The 17632-nt window shown below is 58.3% G+C and carries 17 protein-coding genes, 1 tRNA gene and 1 pseudogene; 16 read left to right on the top strand and 3 right to left on the bottom strand.

Annotated elements, in window-relative coordinates:
- The 4 genes from ACVWXZ_RS13535 to ACVWXZ_RS13520 all read left to right on the top strand — a co-directional run.
- On the top strand, window positions 1-579 hold a 579-nt coding region (locus ACVWXZ_RS13535), incomplete at its 5' end, for an ABC transporter substrate-binding protein (protein WP_457482631.1).
- Window positions 580-983: 404 nt separating this feature from the next.
- The gene (locus tag ACVWXZ_RS13530; RefSeq protein WP_457482630.1) at window positions 984-2264 is read left to right on the top strand and encodes an FAD-dependent oxidoreductase; all 1281 of its coding nucleotides are present in this window, start codon (window positions 984-986) and stop codon (window positions 2262-2264) included.
- Window positions 2252-2449, top strand: a complete 198-nt coding sequence (gene thiS, locus ACVWXZ_RS13525; RefSeq protein WP_414423912.1) for a sulfur carrier protein ThiS — start codon at window positions 2252-2254, stop codon at window positions 2447-2449. The genes ACVWXZ_RS13530 and thiS overlap by 13 nt, the downstream gene beginning before the upstream one ends.
- A 32-nt stretch (window positions 2450-2481) precedes the next feature.
- Window positions 2482-3309: a thiazole synthase gene (locus ACVWXZ_RS13520; RefSeq protein WP_457404229.1), complete on the top strand. Its 828-nt coding sequence runs from the start codon at window positions 2482-2484 to the stop codon at window positions 3307-3309.
- A gap of 22 nt (window positions 3310-3331) precedes the next feature.
- Here the strand turns inward: ACVWXZ_RS13520 and ACVWXZ_RS13515 are convergent, their stop codons facing one another.
- A complete protein-coding gene (locus ACVWXZ_RS13515; RefSeq protein WP_414328936.1) occupies window positions 3332-3964 on the bottom strand; it encodes a class I SAM-dependent methyltransferase in 633 nt (210 codons plus the stop codon).
- Between the two features lie 176 nt (window positions 3965-4140).
- Between ACVWXZ_RS13515 and ACVWXZ_RS13510 the strand changes: the two genes are divergently transcribed.
- The 3 genes from ACVWXZ_RS13510 to ACVWXZ_RS13500 all read left to right on the top strand — a co-directional run bounded on the left by ACVWXZ_RS13510 (window position 4141) and on the right by ACVWXZ_RS13500 (window position 6399).
- Window positions 4141-4872, top strand: a complete 732-nt coding sequence (locus ACVWXZ_RS13510; RefSeq protein WP_414344389.1) for a M50 family metallopeptidase — start codon at window positions 4141-4143, stop codon at window positions 4870-4872.
- 131 nt (window positions 4873-5003) lie between these two features.
- A complete protein-coding gene (locus ACVWXZ_RS13505) occupies window positions 5004-5144 on the top strand; it encodes a hypothetical protein (protein ID WP_414330515.1) in 141 nt (46 codons plus the stop codon).
- A gap of 139 nt (window positions 5145-5283) precedes the next feature.
- Window positions 5284-6399: a glycosyltransferase family 4 protein gene (locus ACVWXZ_RS13500; RefSeq protein ID WP_457439891.1), complete on the top strand. Its 1116-nt coding sequence runs from the start codon at window positions 5284-5286 to the stop codon at window positions 6397-6399.
- 374 nt (window positions 6400-6773) lie between these two features.
- Here ACVWXZ_RS13500 and ACVWXZ_RS13495 read toward each other — a convergent pair whose 3' ends face one another.
- Entirely contained in the window at window positions 6774-7757 is a 984-nt protein-coding gene (locus ACVWXZ_RS13495) for an ABC transporter ATP-binding protein (protein WP_414344385.1), read from the bottom strand.
- A gap of 432 nt (window positions 7758-8189) precedes the next feature.
- Between ACVWXZ_RS13495 and ACVWXZ_RS13490 the strand changes: the two genes are divergently transcribed.
- A complete protein-coding gene (locus ACVWXZ_RS13490) occupies window positions 8190-8837 on the top strand; it encodes a CDP-alcohol phosphatidyltransferase family protein (protein WP_457404232.1) in 648 nt (215 codons plus the stop codon).
- 122 nt (window positions 8838-8959) lie between these two features.
- Entirely contained in the window at window positions 8960-9817 is an 858-nt protein-coding gene (locus ACVWXZ_RS13485; RefSeq protein ID WP_457404233.1) for a methyltransferase domain-containing protein, read from the top strand.
- Window positions 9818-9864: 47 nt separating this feature from the next.
- On the opposite strand, the gene ACVWXZ_RS13480 is transcribed toward ACVWXZ_RS13485, so the two are convergent.
- Window positions 9865-10605, bottom strand: a complete 741-nt coding sequence (locus ACVWXZ_RS13480; protein ID WP_457404234.1) for a uracil-DNA glycosylase — start codon at window positions 10603-10605, stop codon at window positions 9865-9867.
- A 160-nt stretch (window positions 10606-10765) separates the two neighbouring features.
- Here ACVWXZ_RS13480 and ACVWXZ_RS13475 point away from each other — a divergent pair, with 160 nt between their 5' ends.
- From ACVWXZ_RS13475 to ACVWXZ_RS13445, 7 genes and pseudogenes are all read left to right on the top strand, one after another.
- Window positions 10766-12226 (top strand): TldD/PmbA family protein, encoded by a 1461-nt coding sequence (locus ACVWXZ_RS13475; RefSeq protein ID WP_457404235.1) that lies wholly within the window; start codon window positions 10766-10768, stop codon window positions 12224-12226.
- A 20-nt stretch (window positions 12227-12246) separates the two neighbouring features.
- The gene (locus tag ACVWXZ_RS13470) at window positions 12247-13137 is read left to right on the top strand and encodes a DUF4351 domain-containing protein (protein ID WP_457439894.1); all 891 of its coding nucleotides are present in this window, start codon (window positions 12247-12249) and stop codon (window positions 13135-13137) included.
- A gap of 4 nt (window positions 13138-13141) precedes the next feature.
- Window positions 13142-14467, top strand: a pseudogene (locus ACVWXZ_RS13465) (RNA-guided endonuclease InsQ/TnpB family protein).
- Between the two features lie 357 nt (window positions 14468-14824).
- Window positions 14825-16165, top strand: coding sequence for a TldD/PmbA family protein (locus tag ACVWXZ_RS13460; RefSeq protein WP_414417398.1), 1341 nt, complete (start codon window positions 14825-14827; stop codon window positions 16163-16165).
- Window positions 16166-16180: 15 nt separating this feature from the next.
- On the top strand, window positions 16181-16978 hold the full coding sequence (locus tag ACVWXZ_RS13455) for an MBL fold metallo-hydrolase (protein WP_457404238.1): 798 nt from the start codon (window positions 16181-16183) through the stop codon (window positions 16976-16978).
- The gene (locus ACVWXZ_RS13450; protein WP_457404240.1) at window positions 16975-17397 is read left to right on the top strand and encodes a DUF2358 domain-containing protein; all 423 of its coding nucleotides are present in this window, start codon (window positions 16975-16977) and stop codon (window positions 17395-17397) included. The genes ACVWXZ_RS13455 and ACVWXZ_RS13450 overlap by 4 nt, the downstream gene beginning before the upstream one ends.
- Before the next feature lie 73 nt (window positions 17398-17470).
- Window positions 17471-17555: transfer RNA gene (locus ACVWXZ_RS13445), tRNA-Ser, on the top strand.
- Window positions 17556-17632: the final 77 nt, after the last annotated feature.

Raw genomic sequence — 17632 nt, 5'->3', positions numbered from 1 at the left:
CTTGCCACCTACTGGCCCTACCTAAAGGCCCGCTTTGGCTTCACCGACGATCAGGTTCGTCCCTACAACTTCAACCCCGGCCCCTTTTTGGCGGATCCCAGCTCAGCTCAGCAAGGCTATCTGACATCCGAGCCTTTTGCCATCCAACGGGAAGGGGGATTTGAGCCGGTGGTCTTCCTCCTGGCGGATTTGGGCTACAAACCCTACGCCACCACCATCGAAACCCGTCGCCAACTGGTGGAAACCAAGCCCGACTTGGTGGAGCGATTCGTGGATGCCTCTATCAAAGGCTGGTACAGCTTCTTGGAGGATCCCCGTCCGGCCTATCGCTTGATCAAGCAGGACAACCCGGAGATGACCGATGCCCAGTTGGCCTACAGCTTCGAGAAATTGCAGGAGTACGGCATCATCTTGTCCGGCGATGCGTTGGAAAAAGGCATTGGCGCCATGACCGACAAACGCTGGCAAGACTTCTTCGACAGCATGACGGTGGCCGGCGTATTTGAGCCAACCATCAACTACCGGGCTGCCTACACACTGGACTTCGTCAACAAAGGCACTGCCTACTACACTGCCTGACGGACTTCCACCCTTGGCGCTTCTCAGCCCAAGGGATCCCCCCTCGCCCCCAGCCCCTCTTCCACCAAGGGAGAGGGGAACTATAGTCATTTCAAACTAGATTGAGACACCCCCTAAACGCTCCGCGCCACTGCCCTCACCCCCATTCCTTCTCTCAGAGGGAGAAGGGGGCTAGAGGGAAATGTTTCATTCCGGTTTAATTGAGAATGCCAGAACACTGCGTGATCACCTCCCCCAACACCGCCAGCAACACCGGCACCCCCAGACGGATCCCGGAGACCAACAGCGAGATCAAACAAAAAGCTCCAAGTGAAAAGGCGTTCCAGCGAAGCTTGGCCCAGCACTCCATCAACAAATGCAGGCACAGGTGGGAGCAGATTCATCGCCGAGCTGGAAAGCCTATCATGGGATCCAGTATGGAATCCATTGTGTCAGCAGCGCAGGGCACTTTGACCCTTTCACCCTCCTCTTCTCCGCCAGACCCGCCAGCCAGTCTGACGGGCTCATTCCCCGCCGCTGACGCGGCAGGGATCACTTGGCCTTGGGCAGCGCAGCGGGATCCCATCCTTGTCCTCGGGGCTGGGCTGATGGGGCGTTTGTTGGCCGCCAGCCTTGTCGAGGTTGGGCATCCCGTCCGCATTGTGGAGGCGGCTCCTGCTGCTGCTGTTGAGAGCAGTGCTGCCCATTTTGCCGCTGCTATGCTGGCTCCCCTAGCCGAGTCTGCCATCGCCGAAGCCAGTGTGGTGGCCCAGGGATACTACGCCCTTTCTCGTTGGCCCGCCCTTCTGGCCAGCCTGCCAGAGCCGGTTTTCTTTCAGCAGGAGGGCACTTTGATCCTCTGGCACCGCCAAGATGCCGGGGAAGCCAGACGTTTCTCGTCCCTGCTGGCCGCTGTGGTGGAGCGCCTTCCCGCTCTCCCTAAGCCCCAGCCTCTAGATGCTCAGGCTCTGGCCGAGCTGGAGCCATCGGTAGCCGGGCGATTTGCGCAGGGCCTGTATCTTCCCCAAGAGGGCCAACTGGACAACCGCCAACTGTTGTCGGCTCTGCTGGCCAAGCTGCGGCAGCACGAGGTGGAAGTGGAGTGGGGTTGCCCCTGGGATCTGAAGCAGGCCCAAGCCTGGCAGCAACAAACCGGAGGCTGGGTTTTGGATTGCCGCGGCCTGGGGGCTCAAAAAGAATGGGGCGGGCAAAAACTGCTGCGCGGAGTTCGGGGTGAGGTGGTGCGCCTGTATGCCCCAGAAGTCTCTTTGCGGCGCCCAACCCGGCTGTTGCACCCTCGCTACCCGATCTACATCGCTCCCAAGCCGGGACACCTGTTCGTAGTGGGAGCCACCGAGATCGAATCTGAGGATCGCTCGCCGGTGAGCGTTCGCTCGGCTTTGGAGTTGCTCAGCGCCGCCTACGCCGTACATCCTGCCTTTGCCGAAGCGCGTATCCTGGAATTGGGCAGCCAATGTCGTCCCACCTTGGCGGATAACCTGCCAGCCGTGGTGGAGCGCTCACCTCGCCTGTTGCAGATCAACGGCCTCTATCGCCATGGCTTTCTGATCTCCCCGGCCATCCACGATGCTGTCTTGGAGTATCTCCACCAGGGTAGTTGTCGCTTGGCCCAGCAGCTTGGGATCCCCTTTCAGGTGCAGGCTGCCCCTTTTTCCGGTGAGTCCCTGTCGCCATGCGTGTCTTGATCAACCAAAAGCCTTACGATTTGCCGGAAGGCACCACTTTGGCCGAGGCAGTGGCTCAGGTGGGGGCCAGCGGCCCTTTCGCGGTAGCGGTTAATCTGAAGTTTGTGCCACGTGCGCAGCACGAGCAAACCCGTCTGCAAGAAGGCGACCAGGTGGAGATCGTCGCTCCGGTTGCCGGCGGCTAGCGCTCAAGTCCGCTTTTCTATCTGCCTCAGCCATGTCCACCCTTCTCCATTGCTCTCCCTCAACTCTGGCCGATGAGGATCCTTTGGTTCTCTACGGCCAACCGTTGCCCAGCCGTCTGATGTTGGGTACGGCTCGCTACCCTTCGCCAGCCATTTTGGAGCAGGCGGTGGCGCGCGCGCAGCCCTGTTTGTTGACGGTTTCTCTGCGGCGGCAAGGGGCACTGGGGCCAGAAACTTCCCAGAGGTTCTGGGCTCTGTTGCAGAAGATGGGGATCCCAGTTCTGCCCAACACCGCCGGCTGCCACAGCGTGCAGGAGGTGATCACAACGGCGGAAATGGCGCGGGAGGTGTTCGGCACCGACTGGATCAAGCTGGAGTTGATCGGGGATGACTACACGCTGCAGCCGGATCCCGTGCAACTGCCGACGGCAGCGGCTGAGCTGATCCGGCGCGGCTTTAAGGTGCTGCCCTATAGCACCGACGACCTGGTGCTCTGCCAGCGGCTTTTGGATGCTGGCTGTGAGGTGGTGATGCCCTGGGCGGCCCCCATCGGCACCGGCAAAGGCCCTCTCAACCCCTACAACTTGCGCCTGCTGCGGGAGCGGATCGAGGCACCGCTGATCGTGGATGCCGGCTTGGGCCTGCCCTCCCATGCCTGTCAGGTGATGGAGTGGGGCTTCGATGGGGTGCTGCTGAACACGGCAGTGGCTTTGGCTCGGGATCCGGTGGTCATGGCTGAGGCCTTTGCAGAAGCGGTGCGCTCAGGCCGCCGAGCCTACCTGGCCGGGGCTATGATCCCTCAGGAAACAGCTCAGCCCAGTACGCCTGTCCTCGGCACTCCCTTTTGGCACCAGGGCTGACTGCCGCTCTCAGGGGTGCAGCTCAGGCGGCAGGCTTTCGCGCCTGGATAACCTGCAGAGCTCCCCCAGCGTGGAGGGTCTGCCGGATGGATTGCCAACCCTGCTGCTGCAAATGCTCGGGCAAGTCCAGCTTGAGTAGCTCCCAGGCGGTCTCGGTTTCAAACAGGGCCAAAAAGAGGGCCAGCCCAGGCCAGATCAAGGGTTGTCGAGGCGCGTGCAGATCCAGAATCAAGAGTCCTCCCCCCGGCTTGAGCACCCGCCACACTTCCCGCAGCACCTGCTCCAAGTCGGCGAAGGACAATTCGTGCAGAGCCAAGCTGGTATGCACCCAATCAAAGCTGGCATTGGGAAAGGGCATATCTTGGGCAAAGGCCTCCACAAACTCCACCTGGGGAAGGCGTTTGCGGGCTGCTGCTAGAGCTTTGGGGGAAGCATCCAGGCCCACCACCTGCTGGCTCAGCTCCGCCAACAGTGGGGTTACTTCAGCCGGGCCACAGCAGAGATCCAACACCCGCTCCTGGGGATGAATCTGGATCCCTTGTAGGGGCAATTTCCGCAGCCGCTCGTATCCCCCCACCGCCAGAGCAGCCCCGCGGCTGATGCTGCGGTAAAGCCAGGGAAAGCGGTAGCTCCAATCCCGCAGGAAGGTGGCCACAGACAGGGATCCCTCAGAGTCTTTTTCAGCCTACCTGACCTACATCCATTGCAAACTGGTTTGAGACATATGTTTTTCTGGATTTTCTCGGGGTTGGCTTGGAACTCTCCTCTGCCGGCAGTCGTCTAAGAGGACGAGGCGTTTTAGGCTTTTTTCTGTCTACCCACTGCTGCTCTATGACTCAGTTTGAGCTGCCTCCCTCCCCTTCCGAGAAACCTGGCCGGCACAGCTTGGTTTGGTTGGTGGCTGCTGCAGGTCTGACGGTCTTGCTCTGGCAGCTCCCCTGGGGCAACTATATCCTCTACCCCTTTACGATTCTGGCCACCTGGTTTCATGAGATGGGCCACGGCTTGACGGCAGTGCTGTTGGGTGGGGAGTTTCATCGTCTGGAGATCTATCCCGACGGGTCGGGGTTGGCCTTTCACAGTGGGCACTTGTTTTTGGGGCCGGTGGGTCGAGCTTTGGTGGCCGCCGGCGGGCCAATGGGGCCCCCAATGGCCGGGGCGGTTTTTATCCTGGCTTCTCGTCGTCAAGGTACGGCCCAGTTGGGGTTGTTGGCTTTGGGATCCCTGCTGTTGCTGTCGGCGGTGCTCTGGGTGCGCTCTCTATTTGGCCTGTTGCTGATCCCGGCTATTGGGCTGGGGATCTTGGCGGTGGGCTGCTGGGCTTCCCCTTGGTTGCGGGGCTTTGCCGCACAGTTTTTGGGGGTGCAGGCCTGTGTGAGCACCTACCACCAGCTCGACTACTTGTTTACGGCCTCTGCCGTGATCAATGGGCAGGTGATCCACTCCGATTCCAGCCAAATTGCCCAAAACTTGTTCTTGCCCTACTGGTTTTGGGGAGGGGTGATGGCGGTATCTTCTTTGGTGCTGCTGATAACCAGCTTGCAACTGACGTTCCGAGACTAACCGGCGGGGGGCAAAGCCGCAATTTTGGCAGTGATTTGTGTCACGCAAAAATCCGTCCTCCATCACTGCCCAGTCGAGAAAACCGCCGCTACAGTAATGGGCAAGAGGAGTGAGGAGCTGAGGAGTGGAGCATGTGGCGGGATGTTATTGGGCTGGCCCTGGCGGCGACCCTACTGTTGATCAGCAAAACCGCCGCAGACACGCTGGGCCAAAGCCAGGTGCAGACTTTCACCGAACCTGAGCCGATGCCCTACTCTGCACCGGTGGAATGAGGTACTTGAGTCTGCTGACGGAGGTCGTAGCAGCGTTGCCGTTTTGTGCAACACTCATTCTAGAGTCTTTAAGGGCTCCGTCCGAGTAGCGCGGTCGCAGCAGCGTTGCGGAGCAATAACAGTAGGCTTGGGATCCCTGATGCGCATAGCCCTATTTACGGAGACGTTTCTGCCCAAGGTGGATGGCATCGTTACCCGCCTCTGCCACACGGTGCGTCACCTAACCGCTCGAGGCAACTCGGTGCTCATCGTCGCGCCCCGGGGAGCCCCCCGGCGGTTTGCACGGGCACGGGTTTACGGGATCCCGGGGATGCCACTGCCTTTGTATCCAGAGTTGAAGCTGGCCGCCCCTGGCCCGGCCATCGGTAAGTTGCTCAGCCGTTTCCGACCGGATGTGATCCACGTGGTGAACCCGGCGGTTTTGGGATTGGGGGGCCTCTACTACAGCCAGACGATGGGGATCCCACTGGTGGCCTCCTACCATACCCATCTGCCGAAGTATCTGAAGCATTATGGGCTGGGCTTTCTGGAAGGGGTTTTGTGGAATCTCCTGAAGCTGGGGCACAATTTGGCGCGGGTCAATCTTTGCACCTCGACGGCCATGATGCAGGAGCTGAGCGCCCACGGCATTGAGCGGGTGCAACTGTGGCAGCGAGGAGTGGATACGGAGTTGTTTCATCCCCAGGCGGCCAGTTCAGAAATGCGGGCTCGGCTCACGGCGGGGCAACCGGAACGGCCTCTTTTGCTCTACGTGGGGCGGCTTTCGGCTGAGAAGGAAGTGGGGCGGATCCGGGTCTTGTTGGAGCAGATCCCCCAAGCCCGCTTGGCTATTGTGGGGGATGGGCCAGAGCGGGGATCCCTGGAGCAACATTTTGCCGGCTACGATGTGGTGTTTACGGGCTATCTGCAGGGGGAGTCTCTGGCAGCGGCCTTTGCATCGGCGGATCTGTTCGTGTTCCCCTCTCGCACCGAGACCTTGGGGCTGGTTCTGTTGGAAGCCATGGCTGCCGGTTGTCCGGTGATCGCCCCCCGCTGCGGTGGCATTACCGATGTGGTGGACAGTGGGCGCAATGGCTTTCTGTTCGATCCCAATTCGGATAGCGACTTTGTCCAGGTTACCCAGCAACTCCTGAGCAGCGTCGGGCAGCGACAGCTCTTCCGACAGCAAGCCCGCCAAGAGGCAGAACGTTGGAGCTGGTCGGCAGCCACCCAACAGTTGGAAGGCTACTACCGGGCTGTTATTGCTGCCGATTAGCGGTGCGGAGCATGACTCTAGTCAATAATAAGCTCAACTATACTGAAAATAATGTATAATATGTTCAGTACGGATTACTACTAGTTGATCTTTCTGTTTACTTTCGAGTCTACCAACATGGTAGCCAAAGCAAAGCAGAAAATTGGTAGTAAGACGACACGGAAACTGCGCTTTGGGTATTCTACTCAAAGCTTTGCGGGATACCGCCATTCTGTTTGGAAACAAACAGAATGCTATCGCTGCATAGTTGAACAGTGATGTTCAGCAGTGTTCAGCGTAAATGTATCAGCACAGAGTCCCCTACTGGGAAATACTCAGGGCAGAACTCCGTCCTGCTCTCGGGGTTCTCCATAGCACCAGTGCGAACGGCCAGCCTAGGCAGAGACCGGATGATCCCCTTCAATGGCCCGCACTTGCTCCACAAAGAATTCTTCTAGGGATTGCCGTTGCCAATGCAAGTCGGTGACCAGTGCCCCCGCTTGGTTCAAAAGGCTCAGCAACTCCGGTAGGGATCCACTCCATTCCCCCGACCAATGGGATCCCTGAATCGAGAAGTGCTCTAGGCGGTCGCGGAACTGTTCGACGGCGCCACCGTGCCCTTGTACCCGATAGCTTTTGCTCTCTCCCAGCAAGTCATCCAAAGTTCCCTGATGCACCAATTTGCCGCCGATGATCAGGCCGACTCGGTTGCAGATAACTTCCACATCCGCCAGGATATGGCTGTTGAAAAACACCGTTTTGCCCTGCTGCTTGAGGGACAGAATGATCTCGCGCATTTGATAGCGGCCCATGGGATCCAGTCCCGACATCGGCTCATCCAGAAACACCAGCTCTGGGTCGTTGATCAGCGCTTGGGCCATGCCAGTGCGCTGCAGCATGCCCTTGGAGTAGGTGCGCAGTTGTTTTTTGCGGGCCGTATCTATAGAAAGCCCCACCAGCTCCAGCAGTTGCGGGATCCGCTCCTTCAACAGGCTATTGGGCAGACCAAACACCTTGCCGGCAAACTGGAGAAACTCCCATGCCGTCAAGTAATCGTAAAAATAGGGGTTCTCCGGCAAATATCCCACCTGTTGCTTGATGGAGCGATCCCCCAGGGGTTTGCCCAGCAAAGTGCCGCTGCCGCGGGTGGGCTCCACAATGCCCAGTAGGCATTTGATGGTGGTGGTTTTCCCGGCCCCGTTGGGCCCCAGCAGCCCAAAGGTTTCTCCGCGGGCCACAGTCAGAGAAAAATCTTTGAGGGGGCTGACCACCTTGTTCAGCCAAAATCCTGTGCGATAGGTTTTGGTCAGGCCGGTGATGGCAATGACCGGCTCTGGTGCCGCGAACGCTTCTGCTGGGGAAGTGGGGGTCTCGCTCATGGACTCGCTCGTAGGTATGTTGGAGTTGAGGGAGAAAAAGGTGCCGCGAACACCGAGTTAAGGAGCACACAGTCCGCCAGGCGATAGGCTACCCAGCCTAACCTTTAGTTTACCCACAGGCTTTGTCCCAGCCTAGGCTTGCCGCAGCACTTCCGGTAGAGGAAAGGGTCCAGAGCAAACATACTCCGCGTAGGTATCCGCTTCATTCGCAACAGCGGTGCGGTTCCTTTGCCGTAGGCACAGCACTTTGCTCTGACCTCCCTTCAGTAGCATTCTCATCATCTGGGATGATTCTGGGATGATGATTTCCATCGCGTTGGCGGTGCGGAGCAAGAAAATTGAATCCAGAGGTTTTGTGGGATCCCAGCCGGTGGTGATCATCGGCAACAGCGTTGCAGAGCAATAAGAAAGGAGTGTTTCTTGCTGGATAAGGTGCTTAGGCAGTGGAAGGAGCGGCTGTTGGCTCCAGTGCTGCAAACCCCTCTCCAACAGGTGCATCCCCTAGCCATTACCCTGTCGGGGTTTGCCATGGGCCTGGCCTCTGGGACAGCGGCAGCTTACGGGGCCTACGGGTGGGGGCTGGGCCTGTGGTTGCTGAACCGGTTTATGGACGGGCTGGACGGCACGTTGGCTCGTCTGCAGGGACGGCAAAGCGATCTGGGGGGCTACCTGGATATGCTGCTGGACGTGGTGGTCTACGCAGTCGTTCCCCTGGGGCTGGCCTTTCACCAGGGATCCCTGCTGGGCTATGCTTCTCTGGCTCTGATGCTGGCCAGCTTTTACATCAACCTTTGCTCCTGGATGTATTTGGCAGGGCTGTTGGAAAAACGGCGTTCGCGACAGCGTTGCGGAGCAACAAGGACGGATGGCACTGTCGGGGCGGGATCCCTGGATGAACTGACCAGCTTAAGTATGCCGTCGGGGCTTATCGAGGGCAGCGAAACCATCTTTTTCTACGGCTTGTTTTTCCTTTTCCCGGAGTACATGGTGGGCTTGTTTGGGCTGATGGCGATTCTGGTGCTCTTGAGTGCTGTGCAGCGGTTGGTTTGGGCGCTGGGATCGCTTTCTGCTCCAAGGTGAGCCCGGAAAGGGTCTGTTATTATGGCTCCGTCCGGCTGGCGCGAGTTGGGTTACAAGGGTTCCCCATCAGATTTCACCGGGCGAGAGGATCCAAAATAAAAAAGCCATGGAGATCTGTTGCCATGACCTCCACCCTCAACCAACGCATTCGCCACTTCTACGATGCCTCCTCCGGCCTCTGGGAGCGGGTGTGGGGGGAGCACATGCACCATGGCTATTACGAGCCGGGCCAAACCGGTAAGGATCGCCGCCAAGCTCAGATTGACTTGATTGATAGGGTTATCCAGTGGGGCCAGATCGGGGATCCCTGCCCTCCCCAGCACATTCTTGATCTTGGCTGTGGCATTGGGGGAAGCAGCTTGGAGTTAGCCCGGCGCTTTGGGGCACAGGTTACGGGCATTACCCTCAGCCCCGTCCAAGCCCAGCGGGCTACGGAGCGCGCCCAAGAGGCCGGCCTGAGCAACAAGGTGCGATTTCAGGTGGCCGATGCCCTGGAGATGCCCTTTGCAGACAACACCTTTGATCTGGTGTGGTCTCTGGAAAGCGGCGAGCACATGCCGGATAAGCGGCAGTTTCTGGCCGAGGGCTGGCGGGTCTTGCAACCGGGCGGGCAGGTGATGGTGGTAACCTGGTGCCACCGCGAGGGATCCCTGAGCCAGCAGGATCAACAGCTTTTGCAGAAAATCTACGAGGTGTACTGCCTACCCTATGTGATCAGCCTCTCCAGCTACGAGGCTCTGGCCCAACAGGTGGGCTTTGAGCAGGTGCGCAGCGCCGACTGGTCGGAGCGAGTGGCCCCTTTCTGGGATGAGGTGATCGCTTCTGCCCGCGACTGGCGCTGGATCTGGGCTTTGCTGCGCAGCGGCTGGGTTACCGTTCGCGGGGCGCTGGGGCTGGGCCTGATGCGTCAGGCTTATGCCACCGGCTTGCTCTGCTTTGGCCTCTTGACTGGGTTCAAACCTGGGGATCAGCCAAGGTAGGGATCCCTTGCTCCCCTTTGGGAGGAGGGGCGCTTGGGGAAATGGGCTCAAAAGTTGGGCTGGGGCGGTGCTGTGCCAGTGAGTTCCAGATACTTTTGCTTCACCGCCTGAATATCCTGCCACATCAACCACTTGGGGCTGCCAGGGGTGCGGTCTGGGTTGCGCAGCAGATAGGCCGGGTGAAAAATGGGCATACACCAGCGTCCCTGCCACTGGATCCATTCCCCGCGGATCTTGGTGATCCCTCGCTTCTCGCCCAAAAGGGAGCGCACCGAGGTGGCCCCCGTGAGCAGAATAATCCAGGGATCCACCAGGCGAATCTGCTCCAACAGATAGGGACGGCAGGCGTCCATCTCCTCCTGGGTGGGCACGCGGTTGTTAGGGGGGCGGCACTTGACCACATTACAGATGTAGGTGTCCTGCTCGGGATCCAGCCCCACCGAAGCCAGGATTTTATCCAGCAATTGTCCCGACTTGCCCACAAAAGGCAGCCCCTGCAGGTCTTCGCTTTCCCCTGGCCCCTCTCCGATGATTAAAATCCTTGCCTTGGGGTTGCCCCGATGCACCACCACATGGGTACGGCTGGCTGCCAAGTCGCAGCGCTGGCATACCAAACAATGCTGCTTCAGTTGCTCCAAATCCCTGTAAGTGCCGGGGGGGATGGGCACCTGGGCCGACAGGGGGATCTGATCCCACTGGGGGAGTGTCTCCTCCGCCGGGGCTGGCGGCTCGATGGGATCGTCAAACAGGCTGGGCTGAAGCTCCGGCGGTTTTTTCTTGGCAGCCATTGCAAGTCGAGGTTTCCTTGTGCAGCGATCTTCGATTGCTCCCCCGCCCTTGTCAAGCTCCAGGTCAATTTGCCGGCAGGGGAGAACCTTTACTCCTTGTTAAACTGAGAAAACGAAAACTTGCGCCGGCCTTAGCTCGTCTCTACTCCCTGAGCCTGCCATGCTGCTTTTGTCCAAAGAACTGCCCAACCTGAACTACCGTCATACTCTACAGCGCTTCGACGAGGATTGGCGGGATCCCCTCTCTGCCCTGTTGGGCTGGGGGCGCGCTGCCGGTGCCGATTTGGTGGAGATTTTTCTAGAACGGGGCAATTCCATCAGTTGCCTGGCCGAAGATGACGCCATCACCAGCATCACCCCACGACTCTCCACCGGTGCCGGCGTGCGGGTGTTTCGCGGCTTGGCCGACTGCTACGTCAGCACCAACGATCTATCCTTTGCCGGTCTCAAGGCTGCTCTGGAGAAGGGCCTTTCGCTGATGGGCCTCACCCCTCCCGGCCCCACAGCGCTGGTTTCTGCCATCAACCTGGAGATGCTGCAGGACTACGGCGAGCGTCGCCGCAAAGATGGCTGGTTGAAGGAATGTAGCCCCATTGCGGAGATGGGGGAGATCCTGCTCAAAGCCAACGAGCAACTGGGTCGCCAAGCCCGCCATGTGCAGTCCCGCCGCACCACCTATTTCCGCGATTGGCAAGAGATTCTGGTGGCCTGCAGCGATGGCACCTTTGTGCGGGATGTGCGCCTCACCCAATCCGTGAGCTCTACGCTGCTCTGTGCCGATGGATCCCATCGCGCCTCTGTCAGTCAACGCTCCGGCGGTACGGGGGATCCCAACTTTTTGCGCCGTTGGGATCTGGAGGCCCATAGCCGGGAGCTGGCAGAAGCTGCCGGCCAGATGCTCTATGCCGACTATGTGGAATCCGGCACCTACCCGATTGTGATGTCCAACGCCTTTGGCGGCGTCATTTTCCACGAAGCCTGCGGCCACTTGTTGGAAACCACCCAAATTGAGCGCAAAACCACGCCCTTTGCCGACAAAAAAGGCCAGAAAATTGCCCACAAAAACCTTACCGCCTGGGACGAAGGTCTCTCTGAAGGGGCCTTTGGCAGCCTGGATGTGGATGACGAGGGGATGCCCGTCCAGCGCACTTTGCTAATTGAAAAGGGCATTTTGAAGAACTTCCTGGCCGACCGGGCCGGCTCAATGCGCACCGGCCACCCCCGCACCGGCAGCGGTCGCCGCCAAAACTACACCTTTGCCCCTGCCAGCCGTATGCGCAACACTTACATCGCCCCTGGAGATGCAGAATTGGACGATCTTTTTGCTTCTATCGACAAAGGCATCTATTGCAAGCGCATGGGGGGAGGGAGCGTCGGCCCAACCGGGCAATTTAACTTTGCCGTCGAAGAAGCTTATCTTATCCAAAACGGCAAAATTACCAAGCCCCTCAAGGGAGCCACCCTGATCGGAGAAGCCAAAGACATCTTGACCAAAATCTCCATGTGTTCCAAAGACCTCAGCTTGGCAGCTGGGTTCTGTGGCTCTGTAAGTGGCAGCATTTACGTCACCGTCGGGCAGCCTCACATCAAGGTGGATTCCATTACCGTGGGCGGTCGCTAATTCCAGGGATCCACCTCGACATGGCCTATGACAACGTCTGCAAATATCTGGCCGAGCGTTTCCCAGAGCAGTTTGTCCGCTGGCTCATGGGAGAAGTGGCTCGGCTCCGACTCTATCGGAGGTATCCTCACCTATCGGTGCAGCAGGTGGTCAAGGTGCTCCGCACCGCTAACGCGATTGACTTGCGCAAAACGGGGTCGGAGGGAGTTTTCCAGACCTCTTTTCGTCTAGAGAGGCTGAGCCATGAGTTTGATGTTGTCCGCCTGTGGGAATGCGATTTGAGGGCCGGAGCGGATCGGCAAGCCCTGCTACCGTTTCGGGTTCTAAGCCAGGTGGAAGATCCAGCAGAAACCTTGCGAGAGGTGGTCAGTGAGCTAGAGAGCTTGGCAGACCCCAGTGAGAGAAGGGAATTGGCAGCCGCAACAGCCGTCTTGGCGGGACTAGCATTGGATCGGGGTTTGATTCGACAAATCATGAGGTCTTTGGATATGAGGGAATCGGTGATCTACCAAGAGTGGCGGGCAGAAGCTCTGCGAGAGGGGCTGGAAGAAGGGCGCAAAGAAGGACGCAGAGAAGGACTACAACTGGGCCTGCAACAAGGGCTACAACAAGGATTGCAACAAGGATTACAACAGGGATTGCAACACGGGGAAGCAACGCTGGTTTTGCGGCTGCTCAGGCGGAAGTTGGGATCCCTTGACCCGGCCCTTGAGAATAAGATTTGGGCTTTGTCAACGTCACAACTGGAGGCGCTGGGGGAAGCTCTGTTGGACTTCAACAGCAAGGACTACGTCCCGCTGGCGCGATCGGAAGAGTTGACCGCCTGGCTGGCCCGTCAGCTAGAAACCGCAGGAGCCCCGCTCTCTGCCCACAGGGCAAGGGTCGGGAGGAATGTGAGTAAAATGCAATAAGGCTATGACCCAAGTCCTGACCGTTTCTTGCAAGCTCAAGGTGTCCCAGTCGCAAGCCGCCAAATTGGACGAGACATTGGATGCTTTGTCGCTACGCGACGCTAACGCGAACGGCCAAGCCTTGAACTGGGTCAACCAAAACACACCCGAGAAAGTCGTCAACCCACTGAAACTCCAATCCCTGTGCTACTACGAAATCCGTGCCCGTTTCGGCTTGTCCAGTAATTTGGCAAGGACTACGTCCCGCTTACGCGACCAACAGATATGCAGACGGGTAGCGTCTGCTCGCAAGGTGGCACAACAGAAAAACCGCCCGGTCAAAGCGTTGTCGCTACGCGACGCTAACGCGAACAAGGGTGGCTTCGCTACCTACGACGCTCGTATCTTTTCGTTTCGCGAGAAAGACTGGACGGTGTCGCTCACCACGGTGGAGGGTCGAGAACGCTTTGAGCTGGCGATTGGTCATTACCAGAGAGAACAGTTGGCGGGCTCCAATCCCAAAAAGACCTCCGGTCCGCTGACGCGAACGGCCACTCTGGTCAAGCGCAAAGACGGTTCCTACTCCATCCAGATTTGCGTGGAAGCAAAGTTACCGGAACAGCAGAACACCGCTCAGGTGGTAGGCGTGGACTTGGGAAGGACAGATATTGCCCATACGTCAGAGGGGGACAACTGGAATGGACAGCAGTTGAACAGAGTCCGAGACCACTACTCCCGGTTGAGGGCGGTACTCCAACGCAAAGCCAGTAAGGGCACACGCAGTTCGCGGCGCAGATGCAGAGAACTGTTGCAACGGCTGTCTGGTAAGGAGAGACGCTTTCAGTCGCGTCAGCGTTGCGTAGCAAAAACGTGGGTCAATCATCGCATCTCTAAAGCTATTGTTTCTAGGGCAAAGGCCACAAATAGCGCTATTGCTTTAGAGGACTTGACAGGGATACGGGAGCGTATCAACCAACAACCCCGCAGCAAAGCCGAGCGGCGCAGGGCCAACAGTTGGGCGTCCTACCAACTGAGGCAGTTTCTGGAATACAAGGCGAGAGTTGCAGGGGTTTCTCTGATCCTTGTTCCGCCTGCTTATACCTCGCAGACCTGTCACAAGTGTTTGCACATCCATCCCGACCCTGCGCAATCCTGTCGCGTCAGCGTTGCGTAGCAAAATCGCAGTGGGAAGCAGTTTAAGTGTGGGCACTGTGGATGGGAAGGGGATGCGGACTGGAATGGGGCCAACATGATTGCCAAACTTGGGGCTGCTGTAAACCAGCCTAGAGGTCCGTGGTTGGCTTGCCAACTACAGGGCTACCGAAAGCCTGCACTGATACATTTACGCTGAACACTGCTGAACATCACTGTTCAACTATGCAGCGATAGCATTCTGTTTGTTTCCAAACAGAATGGCGGTATCCCGCAAAGCTTTGAGTAGAATACCCAAAGCGCAGTTTCCGTGTCGTCTTACTACCAATTTTCTGCTTTGCTTTGGCTACCATGTTGGCAGACTCGAAAGTAAACAGAAAGATCAACTGGTAGTAATCCGTACTGAACATATTATACATTATTTTCAGTATAGTTGAGCTTATTATTGACTAGAGTCATGCTCTTTCGCTTTAGCGGTGCGGAGCGCTCTGCGTCAGCATGAGTGCGGGTAGTTTACTAGAGGCGCTGGATGGCAACAGGAACTTGGGGAGTGGCAATGGTGCAAGTCGAGGTGTTGGCAGAACAGGCACAAAGCTGTGCCCGGCGGCTGGGGATCCCTCAGTTTGATCTCTACGGGGCTCAAGTGGATGAAACCAGCGTGCAGGTAGATCATGGGGAACCTCGCCAGGTCAAGGCTTCCCACCGCTGCAGCGTGACGGTGCGGGCCTGGAACGACCAAGGGCAGGTGGGAGTAACTTCCACCACCGATGTGGATGAGGCGGGGCTGGAACTGGCCCTGCAAACGGCCTTTGAAGCCAGCCATTTTGGCGTGCGGGAACATGCCCCTCAATTCAGCCCGGAAGCCACTCTGCCCATTGCCCAGCCTTGTAACGACAAAGGGCCGTTGGCTTTGGCCGGCGACTTGTTGGAACAGTTGGTGGCTGCCGAAAAGGCACTCCTGGGATCCCATCCCGCCATTCAGGGGGTGCCCTACAACGGCCTAGCGCAGCGGCAGATCAACCGCTTCTACCTCAATAGCCACCAAGCCCTACGACAAGAGGAGCATACCCTCGCTTCGGTTTTTCTCTACAGCAAGGCAGAGCAAGAAGGACGCAAACCCCGCAGCGCCGGAGCCATGCGAGTGGCTCGCAGCCTGGATGAGTTGGATATCCAGGGTTGTGTGCAGGAAGCTGCTGAGAAACTGATTAGCCATCTGGAGTACGAGCGGATCCCCTCTGGAAAATACACAGTGGTCTTTTCCGGAGAAGCCTTTTTGAGTTTGTTGAGCGCCTTCTCCAATGTGTTCAATGCCCAAAACATTTTGGACAACCAAAGCCTGTCCACCCCAGAATCCCTGGGCAAGACCATTGCCTCGCCTCTTCTGTCGGTGTGTGACGATGCCCTACACCCGACCAATGTGGGAGCGATCAGCTTTGATGGCGAAGGCACCCCCACTCGCCGCGTCCCCCTCATCACCAATGGAGTCTTGACCCACTTTTTGCACAGCGCCGGTACAGCCAAGCGCCTAGGAGCCCAGCCCACAGGCCACGCCAATATCGGCGCCAAGGTCACAGTTGCCGCCCACTACTACCATGTATTTGCCGGGGCACCGCCGGAGAGCACCTATGACTTGGCTACGGCTGAAAATGTGGTTTGGATCGATGAGCTGCAAGCGCTTCATGCCGGCGTTAAGCCCCTACAGGGATCCTTCTCGCTGCCGTTTCAGGGGTGGTGGGTGCGCCAAGGAGAGCGCATCAGCATCGAAGCCGCCACAGTGGCCGGAGACTTTCTGGAGTTGTTGAAGTCGATTTTCTACGTCGAGCCCGAGCCGCAAGTCACACCGGGTGGGCTGTGTCCCCGCATCTGGGTTGCCGATCTCTCCATTACCGGCCAATAACCTTACTTTCAACTCATGAAACTGACCCGCATCGACCTCAACAGTTGGCTCATCCACACCCGGGAGCAAACCTTCCTATTGGATCCGTGGCTGGTGGATCCCCTGGTGTTTCTGGGGATCCCCTGGTTCATCCGCCTGGAGCACCGCCAGCCGCTCCCTTTTACGCCGGAGACCTTGCCCAAAATCGACGGGATCCTCCTCAGCCAAGCCCAGCCGGATCACTGCCACCCACCAACGTTGCAGCGCCTGGATAAGCGGATCCCCGTTTTGGCTTCGCCGGCTGCAGCCAGAGTCGTGAAGAGTCTGGGATTTGCAACGGTTCAGGCTCTGGATCCCTGGCAGTCCGCTCAGTGGGGGGATCTGCGGGTCACAGCCATTCCCGGTGCGCCCCTAGGGCCTGTCCGTGAGCTGGGCTATCTGCTGGAAGAGGTGTCCTCTCAGACACGGCTTTACTACGAGCCTCATCTGTCCCAGCCGGATGTCCGCCCGCGGCTGCAGCAGGAGTTTGGCTCCATCCATACCCTACTGATTCCGGTGGTGGGGCAGATCTTTCCCCTCTTGGGAGAGGTGATCATGGGGCCAGAGCGGGCCCTGGAGGTGGTGGCAGCCCTACGCCCCCAGCAGGTGATCCCTACGGCGATGGGAGAGGTGGACTACCACGGGTGGTTTGCCGCCCAGATCCGCCCCTTGGGCAGCCTGCAGGAGTTTCGAGAAAAGCTGGCAGCCTTGAATGCCGCCACGTCCCAATCCATCCAGTTGTGTTGCCCCGCCCCTGGGGAAACGGTGTCTCTTTCTGTCGTGGCCAAGACATGAGCCTTCCTTCCCAAGCCCCGCCTGATCTGGTGACCATCTTGCGGGCAGATTATGCTCGCTTTCCCAAAAATCAAACTTATTCGATTTACGATCCCCAGGTTTACTTCCGGGATCCCCTCAACGAGTTTCGCGGCTTGGATCGCTATCGCCGCATGATCGAGGGGATAGGTCGTTGGCTACAGGATATCCGTCTCGATCTGCAGGATATTCGGCAAACCGGCAACCAGATCCGCACCGAGTGGATCCTAAGCGGTTCTTTGGCTTTGCCTTGGCGTCCCCGCCTGTGCATCCCCGGCTGGACAGAGATGCAGATCAATGAGACGGGGTTGATCGGATCCCATGTTGATTACTGGCGGTGCTCCCGCTGGGAAGTGCTGCTGCAAATGTTTCGGCCTGGGGAGCCCAAAGGATCCCGTTAATAGCTTCCATCCTCTGCTAGGATCACAAAGCTGACTTTTTAGCTCTCTGGAAAGTCGCCCCTATTCTCAATCTGGAGAGATGGCCGAGTGGTCGAAGGCGCAGCACTGGAAATGCTGTGTGGGGCAACTCACCGTGGGTTCGAATCCCACTCTCTCCGCTGGAACTTGTTTGTGAGAGCAACTCACCGTGGGTAAGGCCATCCGGCCCGCTGGCGCGACCGAATCCCACTCTCTC

Source organism: Thermostichus sp. MS-CIW-38 (assembly GCF_054058415.1).
The sequence above is the reverse complement of the archived record's forward strand: the minus strand, read 5'-3'. Positions and strand labels throughout refer to the sequence as shown.